Annotated in this window: 26 protein-coding genes and 1 riboswitch; of the genes, 15 read left to right on the top strand and 11 right to left on the bottom strand. The window is 64.2% G+C overall.

Annotated features, from left to right (window positions below):
* Nucleotides 1–34: 34 nt before the first annotated feature.
* Genes V3C40_RS15870 through V3C40_RS15850 form a run of 5 tightly spaced genes read left to right on the top strand, consistent with a single transcriptional unit; the run spans nt 35 to nt 4890 of the window.
* Nucleotides 35–901, top strand: a complete 867-nt coding sequence (locus tag V3C40_RS15870; RefSeq protein ID WP_051991018.1) for a response regulator — start codon at nt 35–37, stop codon at nt 899–901.
* Complete coding sequence (locus V3C40_RS15865; RefSeq protein WP_331777935.1) at nt 898–1230, top strand: hypothetical protein; 333 nt, start codon at nt 898–900, stop codon at nt 1228–1230. The genes V3C40_RS15870 and V3C40_RS15865 overlap by 4 nt, the downstream gene beginning before the upstream one ends.
* Nucleotides 1227–2066, top strand: coding sequence for an HDOD domain-containing protein (locus tag V3C40_RS15860; protein ID WP_034749734.1), 840 nt, complete (start codon nt 1227–1229; stop codon nt 2064–2066). Before V3C40_RS15865 ends, V3C40_RS15860 begins: the two co-directional genes overlap by 4 nt.
* A gap of 14 nt (nt 2067–2080) precedes the next feature.
* Complete coding sequence (locus V3C40_RS15855) at nt 2081–3544, top strand: ATP-binding protein (RefSeq protein WP_331777934.1); 1464 nt, start codon at nt 2081–2083, stop codon at nt 3542–3544.
* 20 nt (nt 3545–3564) lie between these two features.
* Nucleotides 3565–4890 carry an HD domain-containing phosphohydrolase gene (locus V3C40_RS15850; RefSeq protein ID WP_331777933.1) on the top strand — a complete coding sequence of 442 codons (1326 nt, stop codon included), beginning with the start codon at nt 3565–3567 and terminating at the stop codon, nt 4888–4890.
* Nucleotides 4891–4900: 10 nt separating this feature from the next.
* Here V3C40_RS15850 and V3C40_RS15845 read toward each other — a convergent pair whose 3' ends face one another.
* The 5 genes from V3C40_RS15845 to V3C40_RS15825 all read right to left on the bottom strand — a co-directional run bounded on the left by V3C40_RS15845 (nt 4901) and on the right by V3C40_RS15825 (nt 9813).
* Nucleotides 4901–6229 (bottom strand): ATP-binding protein, encoded by a 1329-nt coding sequence (locus V3C40_RS15845; RefSeq protein ID WP_034749732.1) that lies wholly within the window; start codon nt 6227–6229, stop codon nt 4901–4903.
* Between the two features lie 97 nt (nt 6230–6326).
* Nucleotides 6327–6998 (bottom strand): hypothetical protein, encoded by a 672-nt coding sequence (locus tag V3C40_RS15840; RefSeq protein ID WP_034749729.1) that lies wholly within the window; start codon nt 6996–6998, stop codon nt 6327–6329.
* On the bottom strand, nt 6995–8005 hold the full coding sequence (locus V3C40_RS15835) for an MlaD family protein (RefSeq protein WP_034749726.1): 1011 nt from the start codon (nt 8003–8005) through the stop codon (nt 6995–6997). The genes V3C40_RS15840 and V3C40_RS15835 overlap by 4 nt, the downstream gene beginning before the upstream one ends.
* Nucleotides 8006–8057: 52 nt before the next feature.
* Nucleotides 8058–8876 carry an MlaE family ABC transporter permease gene (locus V3C40_RS15830; protein ID WP_128142558.1) on the bottom strand — a complete coding sequence of 273 codons (819 nt, stop codon included), beginning with the start codon at nt 8874–8876 and terminating at the stop codon, nt 8058–8060.
* A 61-nt stretch (nt 8877–8937) separates the two neighbouring features.
* A complete protein-coding gene (locus V3C40_RS15825; RefSeq protein ID WP_331777932.1) occupies nt 8938–9813 on the bottom strand; it encodes a LysR family transcriptional regulator in 876 nt (291 codons plus the stop codon).
* 115 nt (nt 9814–9928) lie between these two features.
* Between V3C40_RS15825 and V3C40_RS15820 the strand changes: the two genes are divergently transcribed.
* Nucleotides 9929–11281 carry an MFS transporter gene (locus tag V3C40_RS15820; protein ID WP_331777931.1) on the top strand — a complete coding sequence of 451 codons (1353 nt, stop codon included), beginning with the start codon at nt 9929–9931 and terminating at the stop codon, nt 11279–11281.
* Nucleotides 11282–11285: 4 nt separating this feature from the next.
* On the opposite strand, the gene ribB is transcribed toward V3C40_RS15820, so the two are convergent.
* The gene (ribB, locus tag V3C40_RS15815) at nt 11286–11933 is read right to left on the bottom strand and encodes a 3,4-dihydroxy-2-butanone-4-phosphate synthase (RefSeq protein ID WP_331777930.1); all 648 of its coding nucleotides are present in this window, start codon (nt 11931–11933) and stop codon (nt 11286–11288) included.
* A gap of 95 nt (nt 11934–12028) precedes the next feature.
* A riboswitch (FMN riboswitch) is annotated at nt 12029–12179 on the bottom strand.
* Between the two features lie 185 nt (nt 12180–12364).
* On the opposite strand from ribB, the gene V3C40_RS15810 reads away from it, so the two are divergent.
* The 5 genes from V3C40_RS15810 (at nt 12365) to V3C40_RS15790 (ending at nt 19242) form a co-directional block, all read left to right on the top strand.
* Nucleotides 12365–15199, top strand: coding sequence for a M16 family metallopeptidase (locus tag V3C40_RS15810; protein WP_331777929.1), 2835 nt, complete (start codon nt 12365–12367; stop codon nt 15197–15199).
* Between the two features lie 95 nt (nt 15200–15294).
* On the top strand, nt 15295–15492 hold the full coding sequence (locus V3C40_RS15805; RefSeq protein WP_010399555.1) for a hypothetical protein: 198 nt from the start codon (nt 15295–15297) through the stop codon (nt 15490–15492).
* Between the two features lie 122 nt (nt 15493–15614).
* Nucleotides 15615–17189 (top strand): methyl-accepting chemotaxis protein, encoded by a 1575-nt coding sequence (locus tag V3C40_RS15800; protein WP_331777928.1) that lies wholly within the window; start codon nt 15615–15617, stop codon nt 17187–17189.
* An 82-nt stretch (nt 17190–17271) separates the two neighbouring features.
* Nucleotides 17272–18141, top strand: a complete 870-nt coding sequence (locus tag V3C40_RS15795) for a ThiF family adenylyltransferase (RefSeq protein WP_034749708.1) — start codon at nt 17272–17274, stop codon at nt 18139–18141.
* Nucleotides 18142–19242, top strand: a complete 1101-nt coding sequence (locus V3C40_RS15790; protein ID WP_331777927.1) for a nitroreductase family protein — start codon at nt 18142–18144, stop codon at nt 19240–19242.
* A 34-nt stretch (nt 19243–19276) separates the two neighbouring features.
* Here V3C40_RS15790 and V3C40_RS15785 read toward each other — a convergent pair whose 3' ends face one another.
* From V3C40_RS15785 to V3C40_RS15775, 3 genes are all read right to left on the bottom strand, one after another.
* The gene (locus tag V3C40_RS15785; RefSeq protein ID WP_331777926.1) at nt 19277–20275 is read right to left on the bottom strand and encodes an EDSAP-1 family PEP-CTERM protein; all 999 of its coding nucleotides are present in this window, start codon (nt 20273–20275) and stop codon (nt 19277–19279) included.
* A gap of 110 nt (nt 20276–20385) precedes the next feature.
* On the bottom strand, nt 20386–21369 hold the full coding sequence (locus V3C40_RS15780) for an EDSAP-1 family PEP-CTERM protein (RefSeq protein ID WP_034749700.1): 984 nt from the start codon (nt 21367–21369) through the stop codon (nt 20386–20388).
* 189 nt (nt 21370–21558) lie between these two features.
* Nucleotides 21559–22791, bottom strand: a complete 1233-nt coding sequence (locus tag V3C40_RS15775; protein ID WP_331777925.1) for a glycosyltransferase — start codon at nt 22789–22791, stop codon at nt 21559–21561.
* A 138-nt stretch (nt 22792–22929) separates the two neighbouring features.
* On the opposite strand from V3C40_RS15775, the gene V3C40_RS15770 reads away from it, so the two are divergent.
* The 4 genes from V3C40_RS15770 (at nt 22930) to V3C40_RS15755 (ending at nt 24521) form a co-directional block, all read left to right on the top strand.
* Complete coding sequence (locus tag V3C40_RS15770; protein WP_331777924.1) at nt 22930–23103, top strand: hypothetical protein; 174 nt, start codon at nt 22930–22932, stop codon at nt 23101–23103.
* Nucleotides 23104–23343: 240 nt separating this feature from the next.
* Nucleotides 23344–23481 carry a hypothetical protein gene (locus V3C40_RS15765; protein ID WP_162995739.1) on the top strand — a complete coding sequence of 46 codons (138 nt, stop codon included), beginning with the start codon at nt 23344–23346 and terminating at the stop codon, nt 23479–23481.
* A 129-nt stretch (nt 23482–23610) separates the two neighbouring features.
* Nucleotides 23611–23979: a hypothetical protein gene (locus tag V3C40_RS15760; protein WP_034749696.1), complete on the top strand. Its 369-nt coding sequence runs from the start codon at nt 23611–23613 to the stop codon at nt 23977–23979.
* Nucleotides 23980–24062: 83 nt separating this feature from the next.
* Nucleotides 24063–24521: an acyl-CoA thioesterase gene (locus tag V3C40_RS15755; RefSeq protein WP_034750191.1), complete on the top strand. Its 459-nt coding sequence runs from the start codon at nt 24063–24065 to the stop codon at nt 24519–24521.
* A gap of 87 nt (nt 24522–24608) precedes the next feature.
* Here the strand turns inward: V3C40_RS15755 and V3C40_RS15750 are convergent, their stop codons facing one another.
* Together V3C40_RS15750 and V3C40_RS15745 are read right to left on the bottom strand one after the other, a co-directional pair.
* Nucleotides 24609–26015: a DEAD/DEAH box helicase gene (locus V3C40_RS15750; protein WP_035820280.1), complete on the bottom strand. Its 1407-nt coding sequence runs from the start codon at nt 26013–26015 to the stop codon at nt 24609–24611.
* Nucleotides 26016–26394: 379 nt separating this feature from the next.
* Nucleotides 26395–26916, bottom strand: a complete 522-nt coding sequence (locus V3C40_RS15745) for a helix-turn-helix transcriptional regulator (protein WP_331777923.1) — start codon at nt 26914–26916, stop codon at nt 26395–26397.
* Nucleotides 26917–26920: the final 4 nt, after the last annotated feature.

Here is a 26920-nt window from a genome sequence, read left to right as displayed (position 1 = left end):
TCCGATTTCGCCATGGCGATGAGAGGATGGTCCGATGGATGTGCACGACGAGCATGGCATGCCGGGTACTGCGGCGCTGGCGGTGGATGCCGGGCAGCAGGCCGTGGCCCCGCCGCGCACCTTGCTGCTGGTCGATGACGAGCCGAATATCCTCGCTTCCCTCAAGCGGCTGCTGCGGCGCGATGGCTACCATATCCTGACGGCCAACGGCGGCCAGGAAGGGCTGGACGTATTGGCCAGCCATACGGTCGACGTCATCGTGTCGGATCAGCGCATGCCCGGCATGCTGGGCGCCGACTTCCTGCGCAAGGCCAAGCTGCTGTGTCCGCAAACCATACGCATCATGCTGTCGGGCTATACGGAATTGCAAGCCGTCACGGACGCCGTCAACGAGGGCGCCATTTTCAAATTCCTCACCAAACCCTGGGAAGACCATCAGCTGCGCGAGCATATCGCCGAAGCCTTCCGCCTGAAGGGTATCGACGACGACAATGTGCGCCTCAATGCGCAGCTGCGCGAGGCCAACCAGGCGCTGGCGGCGGCGAATGCCGCCATGCAGGCGCTGGTGCGCCAGCAGCAGCATCAGATCAGCCGCGACGAAGTCAGCCTCGGCATCGCGCGCGAATTGCTGCAATTTTTGCCGCTGCCCGTGATCGGGCTCGATGAGGACGGCATGATCGCCTTCATCAACGCGGCGGCGGCCAACCTGTTCGAACGGGGCGCGGCCCTGCTGGGCAACGAGGCGGCGATCGTCTTGCCGCAGCTGTTCGACGGGCAGGGCGCGCCCCGCCTGGCCGCCATCGATGGCCAGCCGTATGCCGTGGCCGTCCATCCGATGGGCCTGCATTCGCGCTCGCGCGGCAGCCTCGTCACCTTGAGCCGCCATGGGGAGGGCACATGAGTGAAGGCGGACGCGAGATTTCCATGGAACAGGCGCAGGAAGGCATGGTGCTGGCGCAAGCGCTGAGCGATGCCAGCGGCACCGTGCTGCTGGCCCAGGGCGCCACCCTGACGGCGGCGAACCTGACCGCCTTGCGCCGGCGCAATGTGGAGAGCTGCCGCGTCGTCATGGACGAGGTGCTTGACCCCGCCGCGCAGGCGCATGCCGAGCAGGAACGCTTGCGCCGCCTGGAACGGCTGGCCGTGCTGTTCCGCGCCACGCCGCCCGATTCCGCCGGGGCCGAACTGCTGGCACTGCTGCAGCGCTACCGGCAAGGGGGCGCCACATGACACGGCTCAGTTTTGAACATATCATCCGCCAGATTCAGGAACTGCCCTCGCTGCCCGTGGTGGTGCTGGAGCTGCTGTCGAGCATGGACCAGGACGACACGGACGTGCACGTGCTGGCACAAAAGATCGAGCTGGACCAGGGCCTGGCGGCAAAGACCCTGCGCATCGCCAACTCCTCGTTCTACGGCATGCAATCGAAGGTCACCAGCATCCCGCAAGCCGTTTCCGTGCTGGGCTTTCACAGCATCCGTACCGTCGTCACGGCTTGCGCCCTGACGGGCAGCTTCGCGCCCGTCAGCGGCGGCTTCGATTTCCAGGCGTTCTGGCGCCACTCGCTGGCCACGGCGATCGCCGCGCGCCTGCTGGCGCCGCACTTGCGCGTCAATCCCGAAACGGCGTTCACGGCCGGCTTGCTGCACGACCTGGGCACCCTGGTGCTGGTGACGCGCTTCCCGGCCGAGCATGCGCTCGTGCGCAGCTACCGCCAGGCGCACGATTGCCAGATGGCCGATGCGGAACTGGCCGTCATCGGCATCGATCACGCGCAGGTGGGCAGCGCCCTGGCCGCCTACTGGAAGTTCCCCGAGGCGATACAGCAGGCGGTGGCCGACCACCACAGCATCGACAGGCTGGAAGCGGGCGGCCTGCCGCTGGCCGTGCACCTGGCCAATGCCGTCGCCCTGGCGCTCGACCTGGCCGGCGTCGACGATGCGCTGGTGCCGCCCCTGTCGCCCGCGGGCTGGCGCAGCGTCGCGCTGGACGAGCAGGCCTGGCTGGCGCTGCTGGGGCAAACGGAACACACCTTCGATGAAATGTCGCGGATCATGCTGGCATGAACAAGAAAGAGGCCATGGAAACAGACGCAGGGCAGGCGCTGCCCGCCACGCCGGAACGCCGCCAGGGCGACACCATCGCGCTGTCGGCCTTTTTCGACGGCCATCCCGTGGCCACTTTCGCCATCGACACGGAGCACGTGGTGACGCACTGGAACAGCGCCTGCGAACAGCTGCTGGGCTTTACGGCCGCCGAGATGGTTGGCACGCGCGACCACTGGAAGGCGTTTTATCGGCAGCCGCGCGCCTGCCTGGCCGACCTGCTGGTGGCCGACGACATCGCGCTCGGTGAAAATGACCGCTACCTTGGCAAGCTGAAGCGCTCTTCCGTGATCCCAGGCGCCTTTGAGGCCGAGGATTTCTTTCCCGATATCGGCCCCGACGGCCACTGGCTGCATTTCACGGCGGCGCCCCTGCGCGACCGCCAGGGCCGGCTGGTGGGCGCCATTGAAACCCTGCGCGACGTGAGCGAGCGGCGCCTGGCGGAACTGGCGCTGCGCAAGGCGCACGACAACCTGGAACACCTGGTGGCCGAGCGCACGGCCCAGCTGGCCGAAATGAACGAACGCCTGGCCGACGATATCCGCCAGCGCCAGATCGCCGACCTGGAATTGCGCGAGCGTAACCTGGCCCTGACGGAATTGAACAGCAAGCTGTCGCTGGCCCAGCAAAAGCTGCTGCAGTCGGAAAAACTGGCCTCGATCGGCCAGCTGGCCGCCGGCGTGGCGCACGAGATCAACAATCCCATCGGCTATGTGTTTTCCAATGTCGGCACCCTGGAAGGCTATCTGGATGACCTGTTCAGCATGCTCGACGCCTATGAGGAAGCCGAGCCGGCCGTCGCCGACGCCGTGGTGGCGGCGCGCCTGCGGGCGCTGCGCGAACAGATCGACCTGGACTTCCTGCGTACCGACATTCCCATGCTGATGGGCGAGTCGAAGGAAGGCATTTCGCGCGTGCGCCGCATCGTGCAGGACCTGAAGGATTTTTCGCGCACGGATGCGCATCAGGAGTGGGTCTGGGCCGACCTGCGCCAGGGCATCGATACCACGCTCAATATCGTGAATAACGAGGTCAAGTACAAAGCCGACGTGGTGCGCGAATATGGCGACATTCCCGATATCGAATGCCAGCCTTCCGAGCTGAACCAGGTGATCATGAACCTGGTCGTCAACGCGGCCCATGCCATGAACGAGGAGCGCGGGCGCATCACCCTGCGCACGGGCAGCGACAACGCGACGGAAGTGTGGATCGAAGTCGAGGACACGGGTGGCGGCATCGCGCCCGAACACCTGTCGCGCATCTTCGATCCGTTCTTCACCACCAAGGCCGTCGGCAAGGGCACGGGGCTGGGCCTGTCGCTGGCCTACACGACGGTACAAAAGCATCACGGCCGCATCGACGTGCGCAGCATCATCGGCAGCGGCACCACCTTCCGCATCACTTTGCCCGTGCGCCAGGCGCAGGCCGCCGCACCATGACCGAACAGGACAGCATGAGCATGAGCATCAGTACCAGCGCCAGCACTGCGGCCGCGCCGCCCACCATCCTGTGCGTCGATGACGAACCGAATATCCTGTCGTCGCTGCGGCGGCTGTTCCGTCCGCACGGCTACCGCGTGCTGACGGCCGATGGCGGCGCGGCCGGCCTGGCCCTGCTCGAGAGCGAGACGGTGGACCTGGTCATCTCCGACATGCGCATGCCGCACATGGATGGCGCGCAATTCCTGGCCCAGGTGCGCCAGCGCTGGCCCGGCACCATACGCTTGCTGCTGACCGGCTATGCCGACATCCAGTCCATCCTCGACGCCATCAACCAGGGCGAGATCTACCGCTACGTGACCAAGCCCTGGGACGAGAACGATATCGTGCTGGTGGTGCGCCACGCGCTGGAACGGCGCGCGCTGGAGCAGGAAAAACTGCGCCTCGAAGCGCTGACGGCCAGCCAGAACGTGGAGCTGCAGGCGCTCAACGCCAGCCTGGAAGCGAAGGTGGCCACGCGCACGCAGCAGCTGAAACAGTCGCACGACGAGGTGCAGGCGGCCAATGAACGCCTGAAGGCGACGTTCGTGACGACCATCAAGGTGTTTTCCAACCTGATCGAAATGCGCGGCGGCAAGCTGGCCGGCCATGCGCGGCGGGTGGCCGAGCTGTCGCGCAAGCTGGCGCTGGCGCTGGGTCTGGAAGGGCAGGAGGCGCGCGACGTGTTCATCGCGGCCCTGCTCAAGGATATCGGCAAGCTCAGCTTGAGCGACGACGTGCTGGAACTGCCGGCCAGCGCCTGGACGGGCGAGCAGCTGGCCGCCTTCCGCAAGCATCCGCTGCGCGCCGAGCAATTGCTGATGGCGCTCGACGAGCTGCGCGCCGTTTCCGTGATCCTGCGCTCGCAGCTCGAGCGCTTCGACGGCGGCGGCTTCCCCGATGGCCTGGTGGGCCTGGCCATTCCGATGGGCGCGCGCATCCTGGCGCTGGCGTCGGACTACGATGGCTTGCAGATCGGCGCCATGGTGCAGCGCAGCCTGCGCGCCGAGGAAGCGCGGACCCTGATCTACGACAGCGTCGGCAAGCGCTACGACCCGGCCGTCGTGGCCGCTTTCCGCAGCATCATGGATGAAACGGAGCCGCCGGCGCGCGACCTGACCGTGCTGTCGGGCCAGCTGGAGCCGGGCATGGTGCTGTCGCGCGACCTGATCAGCCGCGATGGCCTGATGCTGCTGGCGGCCGAACACGTGCTGACGGCCCGCGTGATTTCCCAGCTGCTCGATTTCGAAGGCAAGAATGGCGGGCGTCTGAGCATCCGCGTGTACGCGCCCGTCAAGGAAGGCTAGGGCGGGAAGGCTAGGGCGCTGGCGGGGCCGCCGGCGGCGTGACGGGCAGGTGCACGGTAAAGCGCGTGCCACGGCCCACTTCCGAGGCTACCTCGATACGTCCGCCGTGCTTGTTGACGATGCCGTACGACAGCGACAGGCCCAGGCCCGTGCCGCTGCCCACGGCCTTGGTGGTGAAGAACGGTTCGAAGATGCGGTTCAGGTGCTCGGGCGCGATGCCGGCGCCCGTGTCACCGATCTCCACCCACACCCAATCGCCGGCGTGGCCCGTGCGGATGCTGATCACGCCATCGCTGCTGATGGCCTGGCCCGCGTTGACAAGCAGGTTCATGAACACCTGGTTCAGCTGCGAGGCCAGGCACAGTATCTGCGGCAGCTCGCCGTAGTGCTTCTCGATGCGCGCCTTGTATTTCAATTCGTTGGCGACGATATTCAGTGTGCTGTCCAGGCCCGCGTGCAGGCTGGCCACTTGCCAGTCTGTCTCGCCCACATGGGAAAAATCCTTCAGCGCCTGCACGATGTCGCGCACGCGTTTGAGGCCATCCATCGATTCGCGCACCAGGTCCACCATGTCGTCCTGCAGGAAGGCGAGGTCGGCCTGGTCGCGCACCTGGGCCACGCGCGCGGCCAGGGCCGGGCCATCGGGCGTTTCGCGCATCGCCTCCTCGTACTGGCCGATCACGCCGAACAGGGTGCCGACATAGCCTTGCAGCGAACTCATGTTGGAGTTGACGAAGCCGATCGGGTTATTGATTTCATGCGCGATGCCGGCCGCCAGCTGGCCGATGGACGCCATCTTTTCCGATTGCAGCAGCTGGTCGTGCGCTTCCTGCAACTTGCTGATCAGTAGTTGCTGCTCTTCGCCGCGCGCCTGCAGCATCGCTTCCATGCGCTTGCGTTCCGTGATATCGGTCAGCGAGCCGATCACCTCGAACGGCACGCCGTGTTCGTCGCGCACGAGGCGCAGGCTGTCGTGCATCCACAGGTAGCTGCCGTCGTGCACGCGGAAGCGGTATTCATAGGCGCGCGCGCCTTCGACGAAGATCTGCGCCAGGCTGGAGAAAATGCCGGGCGCATCGTCGGGGTGGATGTGGTCGAACCAGAAATTGGGGTCGGCTACCATCTCCTCGGGCTGGTAGCCCAGGACATTCAAGGCATTGTTGCTGACGAACGTCATCTTGAAGTCGCCGCTGGGCACGGTGCAATAGATGATGGAGGGTGTATTGTCGAGCAGGTATTGCAGGCGCACGGCAGTGGCGGCCGGCGTGTCGGCGTCAGGCGCCTCACCGGCATGCCGTCCGGTATCGGGAGTGGAAAGGTCGAAATCCTCGAACTGCATTGTCACACCTCGCTGCCTGCACGGCATAGCTGTCATCCTGGCTGAATTATGCCTGACTATGCCTGATTCTGCCTGCCTTGGGCCGTCATCGGTGTGCTCAAGGGGCCAGCGGCTGCTCGACGATCGCCATGCGCCGCGCGATGCGCTGCGCCGCTTGCGCATCGCCCGCCTGTTCGGCGCGCAGGCGCTGCACGCCCAGCCATGCCAGCAGCGGACGGCGCCAGCCCTGGTCCGAGGCGGTGGCCACGGCCGTGTCGAGCAACTCCGGCGTGGCGCGGCCCGAGCGCAGCAGCACGCCGGCCGCCACCAGCTGCGACAGCGGGTCCTTGATGGCGGCCACGGCGCTGGCGGCGGCCGTATCCGAGCTGGCGCTGGCGGCCGCGCGCTGCGCTTCCGGCAGCAGGGCGGCGTCGGCCGCCTGCGCCTTGCCTGCGAGGTAGGCGGCATACGCGCGGTCGGCGTCTGTCGCGTCGGCTTGCAGGGCATCAAAGCCGGCGCAGTCCTCGAAGGCCAGACTGGCCACGCGCGCGGCGCAGCGCAGCAGTTCGATGCGCGCCACGAGTTCGAGCTTGCCCGTGCCGGCGACCTGGCTGCGGGCGCGCCGGAATTCCGTCTGCTCGACCAGGGCGTTGCCATTCAAATATGCGGCTTGAAACCGTTCGACGGAACTTTGCGCATTCATTTTCCAGTCCGGCACGGGCGGGCCGCTGGAGCAGGCGGCGAGCGCGCTCAGGGCCAGTGCGGACAAGGTGGCGTTGAGTTTTCTCATGGCAGTTTGATCTCCGGATTGCGCTTGAACGGCCATTTGCGGTTGATTTCATTGACCAGCTGCTCGACCTTGCGCAGATTGCTTTCCACGTCGGCGCGCAGCGGGCCCAGGTCGGCGGTGGCCGCCTTGGCGTTGGCGCCCACGGCTTGCGCCTCGACCAGCACGGCGTCGACTTTTTTCAGGCTGTTGCGCGTGTCGGCCAGCAGGGCGTTCAGCTGCACGATGGTCGCCTGCGCATCCGTCATCACGCCCTTGTCGCCGAAGACGCGCGTATCGGCATTGGCCACCAGGCCATCCGTGCGGCGCGCCAGCTGGTCCGCCGTGATCAGCAGGGCATTGGCCCGTTCGATCAGCAGGCGCGACTGCTTGTCGTCGCCCGTCAGCAAGCCCATGGCGCCGCCCGGACCGCTGAGCTTGCCGGTGACGGCCTGCACGTTGCGCATGGTGCCGTCGAGTGCGGAATCGGTGCCCGTCAGGTTGCCCAGGTTGTTCAGCAAGTCTTTGGCGGCGGCCAGCAGACGGGGGATTTCCGCCGCCATGTCGCCCACCAGCAAGTCGCGCGTGGCGTCGTCGGGCAGCGGCGGGTCCGTCAGGATGCCGCTGTAGGCGCGCAGCTTGGCGCCGCCGACGATGCCCCGTTCCAGGGTGAAGATGGAGCTGGTGCGCAGCCAGTGCGCGTCTTTGCGCGGCACGTCGATGATGACGCGCGCGCGGCCGTCCGGCGCCAGCTCGATGCGCTGCACGCGGCCGATGGGAAAGCCGGAAAAGGTCAGGTCGGCGCCCACGCCGACGCCGTCGGAATCGTCGGCCGTCAGCACCAGGGTCTGGGTGGCTTCGAAGGCGCCGCGCGCATACATCAGGTAGACGACGGAGCCGACCACCAGCACGAACATGAAGACGAGCAGGATGGCCGCCTTCAGTTCGGCGTGGCGCACGGGCGGCGGGGCGGGCAGCACAGCGTCGGGCGCCGTGACGTCGGTCTGGTCGGGATTTTGAGGTTGGCTCATGGCTTCTGGCTCTGGTATGGGTGGTTCAAGGTTAGCTGGGCGGTGGCGGGCATCAGTAATAATTGCCCATCAGCGAAGCCACTTCGACCAGCAGGATGACGGAAAACAGGCGCAGCATTTCGGACAGCCCGTGCGCGGCCCACAGGCGGTTGCGCCGGCCGTGCGGTTCTTCCGGATAATACGACGAGGCCAGCGGGATCAGGGCGACGGCAAAGCTGAAAAAGATGACTTTGAGCATCAGGATCAGCGCCACGGCCGGATTGAAGATCTGTCCCACGACGCGCGTGTAGCCCTGCAGCGCCCACGGCGTAAAGCCGTAGATGGTGATGTAGGCGAGGATCAGCGAGGTGACGCAGCTGACGATGGCCAGCATCCACACGGCGAAGATGCCGGACATGACGCGCGGAAAGTATTCGCGGCGCAGCAGGTCGACGCCCTGGCGCTGCATTTTCTCAAGCATGCCGGACGAGCGCATTTGTGCGAACGCAATGCCGTCGGGCAGGGTCAGGCGCAGCGCGACGAACAGGGCGGCCGTCAGGGGGATCAGTTCCAGCACCAGCACGCGCACCACCATTTCCAGCGCATAGCGCGACAGGCCGTAGCTTTGCGCGCTGACGACGACGATGCGTATCAGCACCAGGCTGACGAGCGCGCAGGCGACGCTGAACCACACGAGATTGGGCGCCGTGTTCGTCACCAGGCGGTGTGCGAGGATGGGGCGGTTGTCGCGGTTATAGCTCGATGGCGACAGGGCCAGCGAAAACACGAGGATGGCGAAATGCAGCATGCGCCACCAGCTGACCAGCCAGGCCATGGTGGCCCGGTGCAGGCGGCGCAGGCTGATGATGAGGGAGACGGATAGGGTCATCATGGCATCTTAACATTGGATGCGTTCGATACAAGCGATTGTGCAGCCGTGCACGGCAGGCCCGTTATGGACCGGCCACGCTGGCGACGCTGTGGATAATCGCGTCGGCCGCCGCCCGCACGCGGGCAGAACGGTTCAGGTCCGCATGCATGACCAGCCACACGTCATACGCTTCCGCCCGCTCGGGCCAGATGCGCACGAGCTGCGGGTCGATGTCGCCCAGGTGGGTGGCCAGTTCGGCCACGCCCAGGCCCGCGCGCGTGGCTTCCTGCAGCATCGCCGCCGAGTTCACTTCCATGGCGACCCGGGCGTTGGCGACGGATTCGCCGGCGATTTTCTCGCCATGGCGCGGCGTCACGGAATGGTGGTAGATGACGATGTCGTGGCCGGCCAGTGCCGTGCCGCGCACGGGCTCGCCCCGTTCGGCCAGGTAGCTTTTCGACGCATACAGGCCCAGGCTGCGCTTGACGAGGTGGCGCGAGATCAGGTCCGGATCGGTGGGGCGCACGCCGCGTACGGCCAGGTCCGCTTCGCGCCGCGTCAGGCTGGCCAGCGCGGGCGCCACGTTGAGCACGATGCGGATGTCCGGGTGGGCCGCGTGCAGCTGCTGCATGGCGCGGATGACGAAATGGCTGGCCATGGTGTCCGTGGTGGCCACGCGCACCAGGCCGCTTAAACGGTTGTCGACGCCCTGCATCTCGCGCTGCAGCTTGTCGGCCGCCCGCTCCATCGCTTCGGCGGCCGTGAGCGCCAGCTCGCCGGCCGGCGTGGGCACGTAGCCCGACGGTGTGCGCAGGAACAGGGTGGCGCCCAGCGAGCTTTCCAGCGCGGCCAGGCGGCGCCCGCACGTGGCCTGATCGATGCGCAGCAGGGCGGCCGCGCCGCGCAGGGTGCCGGCACGGCCGATGGCGAGAAAGATGCGCGCGTTATCCCAGTCCATCCGTTTCCTTGTGATTGGTGATGCGTTTTTGCATCAAGGTGCCGATTTTATGCCTGTTTACTGCATCATGCAACGCTCGCATAATGGCTGCCCCGCTGTCTCTGCAAGGAATACCATGTCTGCCCCTACACCGCTCCTGCTGACCCTGGCCTTCGGTTTCGTCATGGCGATGATCGATGTCACGGCCGTCAACGTGGCCCTGTCCGATATCGCGCTGGACCTGGCCATTCCGCTGACGGGCCTGGTCTGGGTGGTCGACGGCTACACCCTGACGTTTGCCGCGCTGCTGCTGGCCGGCGGTGCGCTGGCCGACCGCTACGGGCCGAAAGCTGTGTACCAGGGCGGCCTCGGCATCTTCCTGCTTGGCTCGATCCTGTGCGGCGCCGCGCCCGACGGGCATTTCTTGACGGCGGCGCGCCTGCTGCAGGGCGCGGGCGCGGCCCTGTTCATGCCCAGTTCGCTCAGCCTGCTGACGCAGAGCTTTGACGACGAGCGCGAGCGCACGCGCATGCTGGGCGCGTGGTCGGCGCTGGTGGGTGTGGCCGGTGCATCCGGTCCATTGATCGGCGGTATCCTCGTGCACCAGTTCGGCTGGCGCAGCGTGTTCTGGGTGAACGTGCCGCTGGGGGTACTGGCCATCGTCATGGCGCAAATGCTGCTGGCCGCGCCAGCGCGCCAGCCACGCGATCTGTCGCTGCTCAGCCATGCGCTGGGCGTGGCGGCGCTGGCGGGCCTCAGCTTCGTGCTGATCGAAGGGCCCGTGCTGGGCTGGCTGTCGCCCGGCGTGCTGGCGGCGGTGGCATTGACGGTGCTGTCGGCCGGCCAATTGCTGCGGCGCGAGCGCAGCGGCAGCCATCCGCTGTTGCCACGCGCACTGTTTCATAGCAGCAGCTTCGGCGCGGCCAATGGCGTGGGTTTCTTGATCAATTTCTGCGTCTTCGGCCAGCTGTTCTTATTGAGCCTGTTCCTGCAGCAGTCGGGCGGCGCCGACGCCTTGCAGTCGGGCTTGCGCCTGCTGCCCATGATGGCGGCCTATACGGTAGGCAATTTCATGGCGGGAAGTATTGCGGCCCGCCATGGCACACGCTTGCCCATGCTGGCCGGCTTGCTGGTAGGCGCCGTCATGGCCTTGTTGCTGATGGGCTTGCGTCCGGGCACGCCGTTTGCGCTGCTGGCGCTGGGCACGGCCATCATGAACGTGGCCATCGGCATCGCCATTCCCGCCATGACGGCCACTGTGATGCGGGTGGCCGGCAAGCAGCATGCGAACAGCGCGGCCGCCGCCCTGAATGCCAACCGGCAAATCGGCGCGCTCGTGGGCGTGGCCCTGATCGGCAGCATCCTGCACATGGTGCAGGACTGGTCGCTGCGCTTGCCGCTGGCCTACGCGACGATTGCCGTCGCGTATGGGTTGGCGGCGGGCCTCGTCTACCGGCACGTGCATCTGCCGAAGACCGTCGCCGCCTGACAGTTTATTGCTCGCGCGTGCTGCGCCATTCCACCAGTTCTTCGATGGTGAGGATCGGCATGCCATGCAGTTCGGCGAAGCGTTCGATATCGTCGCCGCGCATCATGGTGCCGTCCGGATTCATCAGCTCGCACAGCACGGCGGCCGGGTTCAGGCCCGCCATGCGCGACAGGTCGACGGAGCCTTCCGTGTGGCCACGGCGCTCGAGCACGCCACCGGGCGCGGCGCGCAAGGGGAAGACGTGGCCGGGGCGCACCAGGTCGGCGGGCGTGGCGTTCGGCGCGATGGCGGCGCGGATGGTGGTCACGCGGTCGGCGGCCGACACGCCCGTTGTGACGCCGTCGCGCGCCTCGATGGAGACGGTAAACGGCGTACCGTAGCGGCTGCCGTTGTCGGACGACATGGGCGGCAATTCCAGCGCGCTGACAACGTCCGTCGGCAGACACAGGCAGACGATGCCGCTGCATTCGCGGATCAGCAAAGCCATGGTTTCGTGCGTGAGTTTTTCGGCAGACAGGATCAGGTCGGCTTCGTTTTCACGGTCGAAATCGTCGAGCAGGATGACGGGGATGCCGGCGCGCATGGCGGCCAGGGCGGACTGGATGCGACCTTCGAGGTCATTGGAAAGCAGGGTATAGCTGTTGACTAACATGGTGAAACGCTCCTCGCATAGGCGAAAAACGCTGCAGGGCAAGCGAATAGACGCAGCCGGCCGCATCGACAGGTCGAGCGGACATCGCGTTTACTGCACATCTTCTTTCATCCGGACTATACCGTCGGCTCTGGAGTCGCACCAGATCTGCTGACCTTATCAGGCGAAACCTGACAAGCGCTCGCGGGCTTGACCGTTGCCGGTCTTACCGCCGGTGGGGAATCGCACCCCGCCCCGAAGACGTATTGTTGTGCCGGTCCACATGACCGGCGGCAATACTTTAGCACAATTGAAAAAAAGGGGCAGGGTACTGCTGAGTTTGTTATTCGGCAAAGTTGCCTGGGGAAAGCAGTTTTTCCTAAGCTGTTTTTAATGGCGGAAACAGGATTTCAGTGTAAGGTACGCTTACTGAATCTTACCGTTGAGAATACATGAAGCTGAGTAAATTACGCCTGATCTCGGGCGCCGTCTTGCTGGCGTGCGCCTGCATGGCCCAGGCGGAAATCCGTTTGAGCGATCCCCTGCCGCTGGCACCAGAAGTTACCGTTGGAAAACTGCCGAACGGCTTGACCTATTACATCAAGAAAAATGCCCGTCCCGCGCAGAAAGTGGAATTGCGCCTGGTGGTGAAAGCCGGTTCCATCCTGGAAGATGACGACCAGCAAGGCCTGGCCCACTTCACGGAACACATGGCCTTCAATGGTTCCACGCATTTCAAGCGCAATGAACTCATTTCGTATCTGCAATCGATCGGCGTGAAGTTCGGTGCCGACTTGAACGCCTACACGAGCTTTGATGAAACCGTCTACGTGCTGCCGATTCCCACGAACAAGAAGGAAAACCTGGAAAAGGGTTTTCTCGTGCTGGAAGACTGGGCGCATGGCTTGAAATTCAACCCGGCCGACATCAACAGCGAGCGCGGCATCGTGCTGGAAGAGGCGCGCCTGGGCAAGGGCGCCAGCGACCGCATGAACAAGGTGCTGTATCCGAAGCTGCTGAACGGTTCGCGCTACGCGGAACGCATGCCGATCGGCAAGGAATCCGTGCTGAAAACGTTCAAGCCGGAAGCCATCAAGCGTTTCTATAAAGACTGGTACCGTCCCGACCTGATGGCCGTGATGGTGGTCGGTGATGTGGAGCCGAAACAGGCTGAAAAGCTGATCCGGCAGCATTTCGGCAAGCTGAAAAACCCCGCGAAGCCGCGCCCGCGCCTGTATGCGGAAGTGCCGCAGCGCTCGCAGACGGAAGCGCTGGTGATCACGGACAAGGAAGCGCCGGACGACAGTGTCTTCATCCGCTATCCGATCCGCGCCGCGCAGGAGCCCGTCACCATCGCCGACTACCGCCGCCAGATGATCGAAAACCTGTACGGGCAAATGCTCAGCGCGCGCATGCAGGAATTGACGCAGCAAGCCAATCCCCCGTTCATCCAGGGCGGCAGCAGCATGGGCAAGCTGGTGCGCGGCTATGAATCGTTCAGCGCCTATGCCTTGCTGGGCAAGGGCGGCGTGCAGCCGGCCGTCGATGCGCTGGTGCAGGAAGATGAGCGGGCGCGCCGCTTCGGTTTCAGCCAGGATGAGCTGGACCGCGCGCGCAAGGACATGCTGCGCAATTACGAGCGCGCTTACAGCGAACGCGACAAGTCCGATTCGGCCGGTTTCGTCGCCGAGTATTCGCGCAACTTCCTGGAGCAGGAAGCCATCCCCGGCATCGCCAATGAATTGCTGTACGCGCAGGAACTCTTGCCCCAGGTAACCTTGCAGGAAATCAACGAAACGGTGGCCAAGGTGATTCCCGACCAGCAAAAGAAACTGGTGGTCTTCATGGGTGCCGAGCCGAAAGCGGGTGTCAGCGTGCCGACGCAGCAGCAATTGCTCGACGCCGTGGCGAAGGCCGAGCAGCAGAAGGTCGAGCCGCGCACGGAAAAAGTCCTGGCCAGCAAGCTGATGGATGGCCCGCCGGCCGGCGGCAGCATCGTCTCGGAAAAGTTGAACAGCGCCATCGGCGTGACGGAGCTGACCCTGGGCAATGGCGTGCGCGTGCTGCTCAAACCGACGGACTTCAAGAATGATCAGGTGCTGATGGGCTCGACGCGTTTCGGCGGCCAGTCGCTGTTTGGCGACGCCGACATCTACAACGCCCGCTATGCCAGCGCCGTGGTCGGCAGCATGGGCTTGAAAGATCTGGCGCCGCTGGACTTGCAAAAAGTGTTGGCCGGCAAGACGGTCAACGTGGGCGCGTCGCTGGGCGAGCTGAGTGAAGGTTTTGGCGGCTCGGCCAGCAGCGCCGATGTGGAAGCCATGCTGCAACTGGTGTATTTGTATTTCAACGACGTGCGCAAGGATGCTGGCCTGTACCAGTCCTTCATCGGCAAGCAGCAGGACTTGGCGAAAAACAGCATGGCGCAGCCGGAAGCCGTGTTTTACGACGCCATCCAGCACGCCATGTTTGGCGACAACCCGCGCGTCGACGGCGTGCCGCGCGTGGCCGACTTCGACAAGGTGGGCCTGGACCGTTCGCTGGACATCTTCCGCCAGCGCTTTTCCAGCGCGCGCGGCATGACCTTCATCTTTGCGGGCAGCTTCGAGCTCGACAAGATCAAGCCGCTGATCGCCAGCTATCTGGGGACCTTGCCCGTGGGCGACGTGCCGCATGCCTACCGCGACGTGGGCATGCGCCCGGTGACCGGGGTCGTCAAGAAGGACATCTACATGGGCAGCGAGCCCAAGAGCACGATTTCCATCACCTTCAATGGCGACGTGGCGTATTCGGACGAGCAAAAGCTGACCTTGCAGGCGCTGGGCGAAGTGCTGAACCTGAAAGTCATCGAAGTGCTGCGCGAAAAGATGAGCATGATCTATGGCGGCGGCTTTGAAACCTCGATGGGCCAGCATCCATACGGCCATTATTCGGTGGCCTTGAACTTGCCGACGGGACCCGAAAACGTGGACAAGGTGATCGCCGCCGCCTTTGCCGAAATCAACAAGATGAAAACGGACGGGCCATCCGCGGCCGACCTGGAAAAGGTCAAGCTGAACTGGATCACGCGCCAGCAAAAGTCGCTGCGCGAAAACCGCTACTGGATGAGTCAGTTGATGGGTTCCGTGACCCAAGGGCGCGACCCTGCGCACATCCTGCGCTACGAACAGCGCGTGCGCGCCATCACACCGCAAGCCGTCAAGCTGGCGGCGCAGCGCTACCTGGACATGCACAATTATGTGCAGGTGGTGCTGTATCCGGAACGCAAAAACGTTGCAGCCAAGTAACCCTCGTGTTTGATCTGCATGGGCGGCAGCGTGGCGAAGCTGTTAAACTGCCGCTTATTGATGTGATATCGCAATTTAACAAGCAAGGAAATACGATGGCTAAGAAAGAAGAGCTCGATCCGGAAACCCTGGAGTTGATCAACTGGTGTATCGAGGTCGAAGGCTTCCTCGTGGCTGGCGGCGCCACCGTGGCGCAGGCGCAGGACCACATCGAAGAGCAGGTCGAGTGGTTTACCGACCAGTTCTACGACGGTTTGACGCCGGAAGAGGCGGCCAAGGAAGCCTTGGCCTGACCTTCAACAGTAACTTACAGCGGGCGGTGCCTGCCGGGCACAGCCCGGTAGCGCCGCCCGTTTTGCTTTTCTGAAAAGATTTCCATTGGGCAATTAATTCTTCTATTTATTTCCAGGCACCCATGACACTCCGTTCGCGCATTCTCCTCCTGTGTTTCAGCACCTTGCTGGGCATCGTCCTCATCGCTTCATTTTCCCTGTATTCCTTGCGCCAGACCATGATGGCGGAAAGGGTCGAGCAATTGACGGTGCTGGTGGAGCTGGCCAACGCGTCCGTGGAAAAGGCGTATGCGCTGGAACAGTCGGGCAAGCTCACGCGTGAGCAGGCCCAGCAGCAGGCCAAGCTGGCCATCGGCAGCTTCGCCAAGGACGAGATGTATTATTTCGTGCGCGATTTCAGCACCGACTTGCTGTACGTGCATCCAAACGCGTCGCGCATCGGCGTGCCGCAAAAGAACATGAAGCAGTCGGGTGACCGCTACCGCGTGGCCCTGGCCACCAGCCGCATCGGCCTTGTGCAGGCGGACGGCACGCGCCCCGGCGTGCCCGACCCTGTGGCGAAGATGTATGCCGTGGTGAAATTTGCGCCGTGGGACTGGCTGATCGGCACGGGTACGTATATCGATGACATCAATCACAAATTCTGGGCCCAGGCGGGCGTGCTGCTGGCCATCGGCGGGGCGCTGATGCTGGTGGTGGGCGCCCTGGCGGCCCTGATGCTGCGCCGCATCCTGGCCCAGCTCGGCGGCGAACCCGACTATGCAGCGGCCATCGTGGCGCAAATCGCCCAGGGCGACCTGACCACGCACATCGATACGCGCCCCGGTGACACGTCGAGTTTGCTGATGGCGATCAAGGCCATGCGCGACAACCTGGCCCATCTGGTGAGCCAGGTGCGGACCGATGCGGAATCCATTTCCACGGCGTCGGGCGAGATCGCCTCGGGCAACCACGACCTGTCGGCACGCACGGAGCAGCAGGCGGGATCGCTGGAAGAAACGGCGTCGACGATGGAAGAAATGACCTCGACCGTGCGCCAGAATGCGGACAATGCGCGCCAGGCCAACCAGCTGGCCATTTCCGCCTCGCAAGTGGCGAGCCAGGCGGGTGGCGTGGTGAGCCAGGTGGTCGACACCATGGGCGCCATCAATGCCTCGTCGAAAAAGATTGGCGACATCATCGCCGTCATTGACGGCATCGCCTTCCAGACGAACATCCTGGCCCTGAACGCAGCCGTGGAAGCGGCGCGCGCAGGCGAGCAGGGCCGTGGCTTCGCCGTCGTCGCCAGCGAGGTGCGCAACCTGGCGCAGCGTTCGGCCGCGGCCGCTAAGGAGATCAAGCAATTGATCGACAGTTCCGCCGAGCAAGTGGGTGCCGGTGAAAAACTGGTGGCGCTGGCGGGCGAGACGATGGAAAAAGTCGTTTCCAGCGTGCAGCACGTGACCGATATCGTGGCCGAGATTTCCTCGGCCAGCGCCGAGCAAAGCGCCGGCATCGAGCAGATCAACCAGGCCATCGTCGAGATGGATAACATGACGCAGCAAAACTCGGCCCTCGTCGAGCAGGCGTCGGCGGCGGCGCAGGCGATGAACGAGCAGGCGGCCGGGCTGGCGCAGATCGTCAGCGTGTTCAAGGTGGGTGCAGTGGCAGGGGCGCCGCGCCCGACGCAGGCGGCCCAGCGCCGGCTGGCCCGCTAAGTTTTTGTCATAGCGGGAACTTATCGCCTGACCATCTGTCAAATTCTTCTTGGTCCTTAGCGGACGCATAGTAGAGGTGAGCATGACAGATGGTTTTTCCTATCACGCGGCATTTGCCCGCAACCTGGGCTGGGTCACGCAGGCGGAGCAAAACAGCTTGCGCGGCAAGCGCGTGGCCATTGCCGGCATGGGCGGCGTCGGCGGCGTGCACTTGCTGACCCTGGCGCGGCTGGGCATCGGCGCTTTCCACATCGCCGATTTCGATACCTTCGATATCGCCAACTTCAACCGCCAGGCCGGCGCCATGGTCTCCACCCTGGGCCAGCCCAAGGTGGCCGTGCTGGCGCAGATGGCGCGCGACATCAATCCCGAACTCGACATCAAGCAGTTTCCCGACGGCATACACGACAGCAACCTGGCCGAGTTCTTTGCCGGTGTCGACCTGTATGTGGACGGCCTGGATTTCTTCGCTTTTCCCGCACGCCAGGCCACTTTCGCCACGTGCGCCCGCCTGGGCATTCCCGCCATCACGGCCGCGCCGCTGGGCATGGGTACGGCCGTGCTCAGCTTCATGCCGGGCGGCATGACGTTCGAAGAGTATTTTGGCTGGGGCGACTTGCCCGAAGAAGAAAAAGCGCTGCGCTTTCTCGTCGGGCTGGCGCCGGCCGGCTTGCACGGCCCCTACCTGGTCGACCCGTCCGCCATCAACCTGAAGGAGCGGCGCGGGCCGTCGACGATCATGGGCTGCCAGCTGTGCGCGGGCGCGGCCGCCACGGAAGCCTTGAAAATTCTGTTGAAACGAGGCAAGGTGATGGCGGCGCCGCACGGTGTGCATTTCGACGCCTACCGCAACAAGCTCGTGCATACCTGGCGTCCCGGCGGCAACCGTCATCCGCTGCAGCGCCTGACGATGGCCATCATCAAGCGGCGTCGCGCCGCGCAGGGGGCATAAATGGCGCAAGCACTGCTGAACGATCCCGTGCTGGAAAGCATCCTCGACCAGGCGCGCTGGGCGCCCAGCGGCGACAACACGCAGCCGTGGCGCTTTGAAGTCGTGGACCCGCGCCACGTGGTCGTGCATGGCTTCGATACGCGCAGCCACTGCGTGTACGACCTCGACGGCCATCCCAGCCAGCTATCGCTGGGCGCCTTGCTTGAAAGTATGGCGCTGGCGGCCAGCTGTCACGGCTTGCGCATGGAAGCGCGCCGGCGCCTGTCCATGCCCGATACCCTGCCCACCTTCGATGTGCACCTGATCGACAGCCCCGGCATGCTGCCCGATCCGCTGGCGGCCTTCCTGCCGCAGCGCAGCGTGCAGCGGCGGCGGCTCAGCACGCGCAGCCTGCGCGCCAGCGAAAAGGCGGCGCTGGCGGCCAGCTTGCCGTCCGGCTATGGCGTGCAATGGTTCGAAGGCGGGCGCGCGCGGCTGGCCTGCGCGCGGCTGATGTTCGACAATGCAAAGCTGCGCCTGACCATGCCCGAAGCGCACAAGGTGCACCGCGACGTGATCGAATGGGGCGCGCGCTTCAGCAGCGACCGCATCCCGGAGCAGGCGCTCGGCGTCGATGCGATGACGGCGCGCCTGATGCGCTGGGTCATGCACAGCTGGCGCCGCGTGGATTTTTTCAATACCTGGCTGGGCGGCACCATTGCCCCGCGGCTGCAGATGGACTTGCTGCCGGGCCTGTATTGCGCCGCGCATTTCGCGCTGCTGGCCGATGCGCCGCCGCGCCATATCGACGATTACGTGGCGGCCGGCCGTGCCATGCAGCGCTTCTGGCTGACGGCCACGCAGCTGGGACTGCAATTGCAGCCGGAACTGACGCCGCTGATCTTTGCCCGCTATGTGCGCGAGCGGCGCACCTTTTCGCGCACCGATGGCATGCAGGAAATGGCGCAGGAACTGGCCGTGCAATGCCAGGGCGTGCTGGGGGCGGCGGCGGTCGAACGGGCCGTGTTCCTCGGACGCATCGGTGCGGGGCCGGCGGCCAGTGCACGCTCCTTGCGCCGTCCGCTGCAAGACTTGCTGGTGGCGCCTACAACGGGGCAGTAGCGCGCGTGACGCCGTGCGCGCCACGGCGTCAGCATCAGCGTCGGTGCCGGCGCCGTGGCGCCAGGCACGCCAGCGCTGCCAGGCCCGCCGCCAGCAGCGGCAAGGTGCCGGGCAGCGCGACTGGTGTGACGCCTGGCACGTAGGCCAGTTCGGAACTGTTCAGCATGTTCAACACGAGGGTATAGTTGCCCGCCACCAAGTTGTCCGTGACGGCGCCATATTGCCCGCCGCACGTCTTGCCGGTGCCCGTGCCCGTGGGCGCGCCGCAGCCGCTGGGGTCGTACGTGAATACGCTGCCGCTGGTGAGCGGCGTTTGCGCGTAGCCCGTATTGAGGTTGGCGGCGTCGGCCAGTTCGGTGCCGCCCAGGATGCCGGAGCCCAGGCTGCCGTCGGGCGCCCAGTTGAAGACGATCTGGCCATTGTCATCGATGATGCTGAACGTCATCGCCATATTCGTCGTGGCCGCCGAGCCCGTGCCGGCCAGCGCGTCCAGGTACAGCTGCATGAAGGGCAGGGCCTGGAAGTCGAAGGCCAGGGTTGCGCCCGGCTGGCCGACGACGAAATTGATGGCCAGGGCCGTGCTGGAACCGTTGCGTCCCGAGGCGTCGGCGCTGCCGCCGCCCGTCAGGAAGGTTTCCGCGGCATTCACCGTATGCGTACTGGTCGAGCCCGGCGGGAACGGGGGAATTTGCGAAGTGATGATTTGCGCCTCGCCGCGCGCATACGCGGCGTTGCCCATGCCTTGCTGGGTAAAATCATTTTGCCCTTTGGTCACGGCGCCGCGTGCCGCTTGCGGCGCGTCGATCTCATTGCTGCCACCGTTGATGACGCTGCTGCCGTTGAGCGTGGCGGTGGTGCGTGACAGGTCGATATTGCTGATCAAGGTGGTGGAACCGGTGGGATTGCTGATGACCAGGCCAAAGACGCTGGTGTAGGAATAGCCGTAGGCGGCGGCGCTGGCAGTGCCGCTACCGGCCAGCAACAGCAAGGCCAGCAGGGCCGTTGAAAGTCGGGTGCATAAAAATGTAGTCATGAAAATCCTCATCTCCTGGTCGGCCGCGTTGTAAGGAAAACCGACAGGCTTGCCGCATAAAAAAAAGGCGAGGAGACTCCCTCGCCTGTGAATCCCCCCTGTTGCCTGGTTCAGGCGGCAACTTTGCGGCGGCGGGCATAGCCCAGGCCGGCCAGGCCCAGGCCCAGCAAGGCCAAGGTGCCCGGTTCGGGTGTCGCCGCCTGTTTCACCAAGTCCACGCTTTCTACCGCATTCAAGGTCAAGGTGTAGTTGCCGGCCGTCAAAGCATTGCTGACGGAGCTGAAGTTGCTACCGCACGCTGTGCCCACACCGGTGCCCGTGGGCGTGCCGCAGCCGGAAGGGTCGTAGGTGAACAAATTGCCGCGCGTGAGGAAATTGGTCGCCAGGCTGGTGTTCAGGTTGGCGCCATCGGCGTTTTCCGTGCCGCCGAAGATGCCCGAGCCGATCACGCCGTCCGGCGTCCAGTTGAATACCGTCGCGCCGGCCGCGTCCGTGATGGTGAAGGTGACGACCAGGTTGGCCGTGGCTGTGGACAGCTGCCCGACCGTGCTTTGCAGGAAGACCTGCATGAAGGGCGACGCCAGGAAGTCGAAGCTCAGGGTTGCCGTGGGCGAGCCGACGACGAAATCGACCGAGAAACCCGTGGTCGAGCCGTTGCGCCCGGACGCATCGGCCGTGCCGGCAGGCCCGTCAAGGTGGGCTTCAGCCACGTTGACGGCCTGGGTGGAGGTGGAGCCTGGCGGGAACGAAGGGAACTGCGTGCTGACGATTTGCGCATCGCCGCGTGAATAGTTGCCTGCCGGGCCTTGTTGCGTGAAGTCGTTTTCGCCCTTGATGACGGGGCCGACGTTGGCGCGTGGGGCATCGAGCGAACCGGCGCCGCCATTGATGACGCTCACGCCATTCAGGGTGGCCGTGCTGCGCGAGATCGTGGTGCTGTTGGCCACCGTGATCTGGCCCGTCGGCACAGCGATCACCAGGCCGAAGATGTTGTTGTACGAATAGCCGTAGGCGCCCGCCTGTGCGCTACCGGCGGCGCACAGCATGGCCAATGCCGCTGCGGCCGGGAGCAGTTTCAGTTTCGAGAGTTTCATTGTATTCACCTCATGGTTGAGTGAGTCTGGAAGTCTTGCCTGAGACCTGTCGGCAGGTGCTCATGGCCAGTACCTAGCGACTTCCATGCCAACGCATGAGGTTCTTTTGAAATCAACGACTTGGCGTGCTTTTGTTGACGCGGTGCAAGCTTTGCCGGATGCGCTGTAAAAAAAACCGACGCCAGCCTTTCAAGGCTGTCCGCCTTGTGGCAACGAGCCCAGCAGGGCGTGCATATGGGGCAGCAAGCGTTGCGCGGGCACATGGTCGCGCATGGCCGTGGCCAGCTGGCGCGCCGCCAGCTTGGCCCGGCCATCGTCGAGCATGCGGGTGGCGGCATGGCGCAGAGCGGTTTCCTGGAAGCGGTCGGCGCGCAGCAGCAGGCCGGCGCCAGCGCCCACGATGCCGTGCATGTTGAGAAATTGGTCGAGGTTGCCGGCGATGCCGATGACGGGCACGCCTGCCGTCAGCGCTTGCTGGCTGGTGGGGCTGCCGCCGTTGCAGATCACCAGGCTGGCGCGCCGGGCGGCCGCGTCACCTGGCAGAAAGGGCGCGACATAGGCGTTCGGCGGCACGGCATCGACGCGGATGGTGCCGGCCGTGGCCGCCAGTACGGTGACGGGCAGGGGCGCCAGCGCGCGCAGCACGCGCGGCAGCAATTGCCCCTGGCCGGAACTGCCCAGGGTGACATAGATGATGGGCCGTCCGCTGCTCAGTTCCGGGCGCTGCCACCAGTCCGGCAAGTCGAGCGGCGGCGCCCAGATGATGGGACCCAGGTAGTCGTGCGTGGATGGCATGCCGTGCGGCGGGAACAGTTGCGGAATATCCGCGTACAAGGTGCGGTCGGCATCCGTATAGATGCGCCGCAGGTCGCTGCCCAACGATGGCAAGCCATGGCGGCGGCGCACGCGGTTCAGGGGCACGGCGTGCGAAGCGAAGGCCAGCGGGCGGATCAGGCGGAACAGGGGATCGGCCAGCCAGATGGGCAGTACGCCCGTCAGGGGCAGGTTGGGCACCGTGTAGTGCTGGCGCACCCAGGGACTCCAGTAGGCGTTGCTGACGGTAATGTAGGGAATGCGCTGCAGGCGCGCGCTGACCGACAGCGACAGGCGGAAGTCGCCGATCACGAGGTCGGGCTGGACGGCATTGAGCAGGCGCAAGTCGTCTTCCACATACGCGTGCAAGGTACTTTCCGTATACACGGGCTTGCCGTGCGCCAGTGCCTGCAGAAATTGCAGCGATGAAAGACTGTCGATGCGCCAGCGGCGGAAGGGGGCTTGCTTGAAACAAAAGTCATACCCATCGGCGCAGGCAAAATGCACCTCGTATTTTGCCTCGTCCAGGCCCTGGGCCAGGCTCAGGGGACGGCCAACATGGGCCAGGGTCACTGCCTCGGCCATAAAGAGGATTTTCTTGCGCGCCATAGGGGTCGCTTGCACTCGTGCAGGAGGGGATGCCTGCGAAGTTGGAGTGGCGCCACGCCGTTTAGTTCCCCTGCAGCGGGCCAATGGCGGGCGCCAGGATTTGGCCGTATCGGCTACAGTGGAGCAAAGGAGGCCACCATGCAGCCACAATTCCGCTTTGCCCCGCTGCGTGCGCACAGCACGCCCGAACCCGATATGCCGCCACCGCCGGAAGGCGATCCCCTCAAGCCGCCGCCAGAACCGCCGCCGCACGTCGACCCCGTGCCGGTCGAGGAACCAACGCCGCCACCGCCGCCCGTGAAAATGCATTGAACGGTTCTCGGACCGTGGCGCCGCGCCATGGGTAGCGGCGGGCAGGCGCGCGCGATGTTTATTTCCAATCGGAAATGGAAGGCGCGGGCCTCGCCAGAGGCACGCCATTTAAACAACAAAAATGCGCATAAATGTTGCCGAGCGGATACAAATCAAGCTCCAACTGCTGAGTGTCATGCGGCCGTCATGATTCTGTTCTTATAATGAGACATCATAAAAATTCTTGTACAGGAGACCATCGTGGGCAATTCCTTGCATAACAAAATCTACCTGGGCCGGCGGCCTGTGATCACCAGCAAACACCTCGTGGCGCTGGCCCTGGCGGGCGCCGTGGCTGGTTGCGGCCTGGCATGGCTGCTGCTGCGCAGCTACAAATAACGGTCGTCACGCCCGTGTTTCCGTCGCCTGGCCGCATGGCGGGCGGCGGTAGATTCACGTTGCCTGTTGCCGATGCGCAGCGGGGCGCGTACCATGGGGGCCGAACACCTGGCCTTTTATGGAAAAGTAATGAAGAACGAGAAATTAACAACCGATGAATATGACGCGCTGGAGCAAGTTGCACGCGGCATCAAGACCGAGCGCCCCAGTGCTTGCGTTGCCCGCAATGCCAAGCGCCTGTCGGGTCTGAAGCTGCTCAGCTATGCGCGCGACGGCCGTCTGTCCATCACCGAGAAAGCACAACAACTGCTGTTCCTGCGCCGCTGCATCATGGGTTTGCGCGCTGTCGCCACCGATCCGCTGACCAAGCTCGATACGGACGTGGCGTATTTTCTGGGCAAGAAAGCCCACATCGTGGCGCGCGCCGAAGGCGAAGGCCACGACATTTCCGACAAGGGCCGCGAATCGCTGGCCGACATCGACACCCTGGGCCTCTAAGGCTCACAACCGGCCCCTGGGGCCGGTTTTCACATCTTCCCTCACTTTTAATTTCCCCCTTGGAGAACACTTTGGACAGCGCGATGAACTGGTCGGCCCACGAACTGACGATGACGGTCTTGATGACGCCCGATATGGCCAACTTTTCCGGCAACGTGCACGGCGGCACCATCCTGAAATACCTCGACAGCGTCGCCTACGCCTGCGCCAGCCGCTATTCGGGCAGCTATGTCGTGACCTTGTCGGTGGACCAAGTGATGTTCCTGCAGCCTATCCACGTGGGCGAGCTGGTGACGTTCCTTGCCTCGATCAATTACACGGGCACGACGTCGATGGAAGTGGGTATCCGCGTGGTGACGGAAAACATCCAGCAGCGCCTGGTGCGCCATGCCAACAGCTGCTATTTCACGATGGTGGCCGTGGACGCCAACCGCAAGCCGGTGGCCGTGCCGCCGCTGGTGCTCGAGACGCCAGAGCAGCACGCGCGCTTCGAGCAGGCAAAGCTGCGCAAGCTGTCGCGCCAGAAAGTGTCGAAGAAATAAAGGCAGCCGACATGAAAAAACGGCCACCAGAGCGATCTGGTGGCCGTTTTTTATTGCTTGCCGCCGGTTGGCGGCATGGTGCCGTGATTAACGGTCGCCGTAGCTGCGGCGTGCGCCGTCGGTGCTGCGCGGGTTGGAACCCTTGTAGCCGCCGCCGGTGCTCGGTGCGCCGTCTTTGCGTGGTGCGCCTGGCTTGCTGAACGTGCGTTGGCCTGGCTTCGCGCCGCCACGGTTGTCGCCTGGTTTCCAGCCGCCTGGACGGGCGCTCGAACGTGGTGCCGATGCCGTTTTCTTCGGTTCGAAACCTTCGATGACATTGACCGGGATCAATTGCTTGGTAAAGCGTTCGATGCGCTTGACGTTCATGCCTTCAGCGTGGTTCACCAGCGAGATGGCCAGGCCATTACGGCCAGCGCGGCCGGTACGGCCGATGCGGTGGACGTAGTCTTCAGGGAACTTCGGCAGATCGTAGTTGAACACGTGGGTGATCGTTGGCACGTCGATACCGCGGGCGGCAACGTCGGTGGCAACCAGCACTTTGACCTGGCCGCGGCGCATGCCGTCCAGGGTGCGGTTACGCGCGCCCTGATGCATGTCGCCGTGCAAGGCGGCAGCCGAGAAACCGGCGATGTTCAGACGGTCGGCGATGGTGTCGGCGTCACGCTTGGTGGCGGTGAACACAACAGCCTGGTCCAGCGATTCGTCGCGCAGCAGGTGGTCCAGCAGGCGATTCTTGTGCGACAGATCGTCGACGAAGTGGACGCGCTGGGTGATGTTTTCATGCTTGTTGCTCGAGCTTGCCACTTGGATGACCAGTGGATTCTTCGTGATGCGGCGGGCCATGTTGCCCACCACGCCGTCCAAGGTTGCCGAGAACAGCATGGTTTGACGGCCTTCTGGCGTCGCTTCCACGATTTTTTCGATGTCGTCGATGAAACCCATGTCCAGCATGCGGTCGGCTTCGTCCAGCACCAGGATTTCCAGTTGCGAGAAGTCGATCTTGCCCGAGTCCATGTGGTCGATCAGACGGCCAGGGGTGGCGACCAGAATCTCAGGATTCTTGGCCAGCAATTGCATCTGTTTAGGGTAAGGCATACCGCCCAGAATCGACACAGCCTTGATGCGGCGGATGCCGGTGCTGTACTTGTCGGTGTTGGTGGTTACTTGCAGGGCCAGTTCGCGCGTTGGCGTCAGCACCAGCATTTTTGGCTGGGCAGCCTTGAAACGTGGACGCTCGCCGCGGGCGCGCGATGCTTGCATTTCCTGGTTTGGCGTCTTGCCGGCGGCGCTTTGTTCGGCGCTGGCCAGTTTGTGCAGCGACGGCAGCATGAAAGCTGCGGTCTTGCCCGAACCGGTCTGCGACGAGACCAGCAGGTCACGGCCTTCGATCGCGGCTGGAATCGCTTGCGACTGTACCGCGGTTGGCGCGGTGTAGCCCGATTCGGTCAGAGCGGCGATGATGGACGGATGCAGGCCTAAGGATTCAAATGTCATTCTTTTCTTTCGTAAAAATCAGCGTTCTTGCAAAAAGCAGAACGCAAAATAGCAACGCCAACCAAAACGAAATGACTCAACTAGAAAGAAATTTCGGCACAAAAGCTTTGCGCCGGGACGGTGTCAGGTGCGACACACAAGGCGGGAGGGCTTTATAAGCGACATCCTGTGGATGCGCTAAGGCTTGCGAAGCTGCTAAGTTTGTAGTGCATGACTGCGGTGTTGCCATCGCTTCAAGGGAACATATTGCAGCGCACAACGACACTATACCGTATTTGACGCCGTTTTGCACGGGCTAAATGGGAAGAAACGAAAGTCCTACCACGTTTTGCGCATGTTTCCTATGTGAAATCAGTAGGAATACGTAGTTTTCGCCCGTTCAGTTGAGCATGGCCACGATGTCGGCGGGCAGCGGCGGCGCCTGTCGCGTTTCCCTGGCCAGATTGATTTGCCGGGTGACCTGCGCCAGTTCGACCAGGCTGCGTTCCAGCTGATACGTTCCCTTTGCGTGCAGCCACGCCAGTACGTCGTCCAGGTGCCAGATGGTGGCGCTGCCTTCATGCACGGGCACGGGGAAGCTGTGGCGGTATTTGCTCATCAGCTTGTGCAGGTTTTGCCGGGACAGGCCCAGCACCTGCGCCACGTCGGTCAGGCCCACGAAGTCGGGCGAAGCCTCGACCAGCACGGCATCGGGCACGATGGCCTTGACGTCGGCCAGGGCGCTGAGCAAGGCTGCGTTGGCATTGCTGGCCTCGCGCATGAATTCCAGCGCCAGGCGTCCCGCTTGCCCGATGCCGACCAGGGCGTCGTCGCAACCGCCGCTGCCCAGGCGCTCGGCCAGCGCGTCGAGGTCGTGTTCGTGGTCGGGCAGGCGGTACTTGAGAGTAAAGATGTAATCCATGATG

Source organism: Janthinobacterium sp. LS2A (assembly GCF_036543145.1).
GTDB classification, from domain to species: Bacteria; Pseudomonadota; Gammaproteobacteria; order Burkholderiales; family Burkholderiaceae_D; genus Janthinobacterium; species Janthinobacterium aestuarii.
Note: the sequence above shows the minus strand (reverse complement) of the source record. Positions and strands in the feature narration are given on the sequence as shown.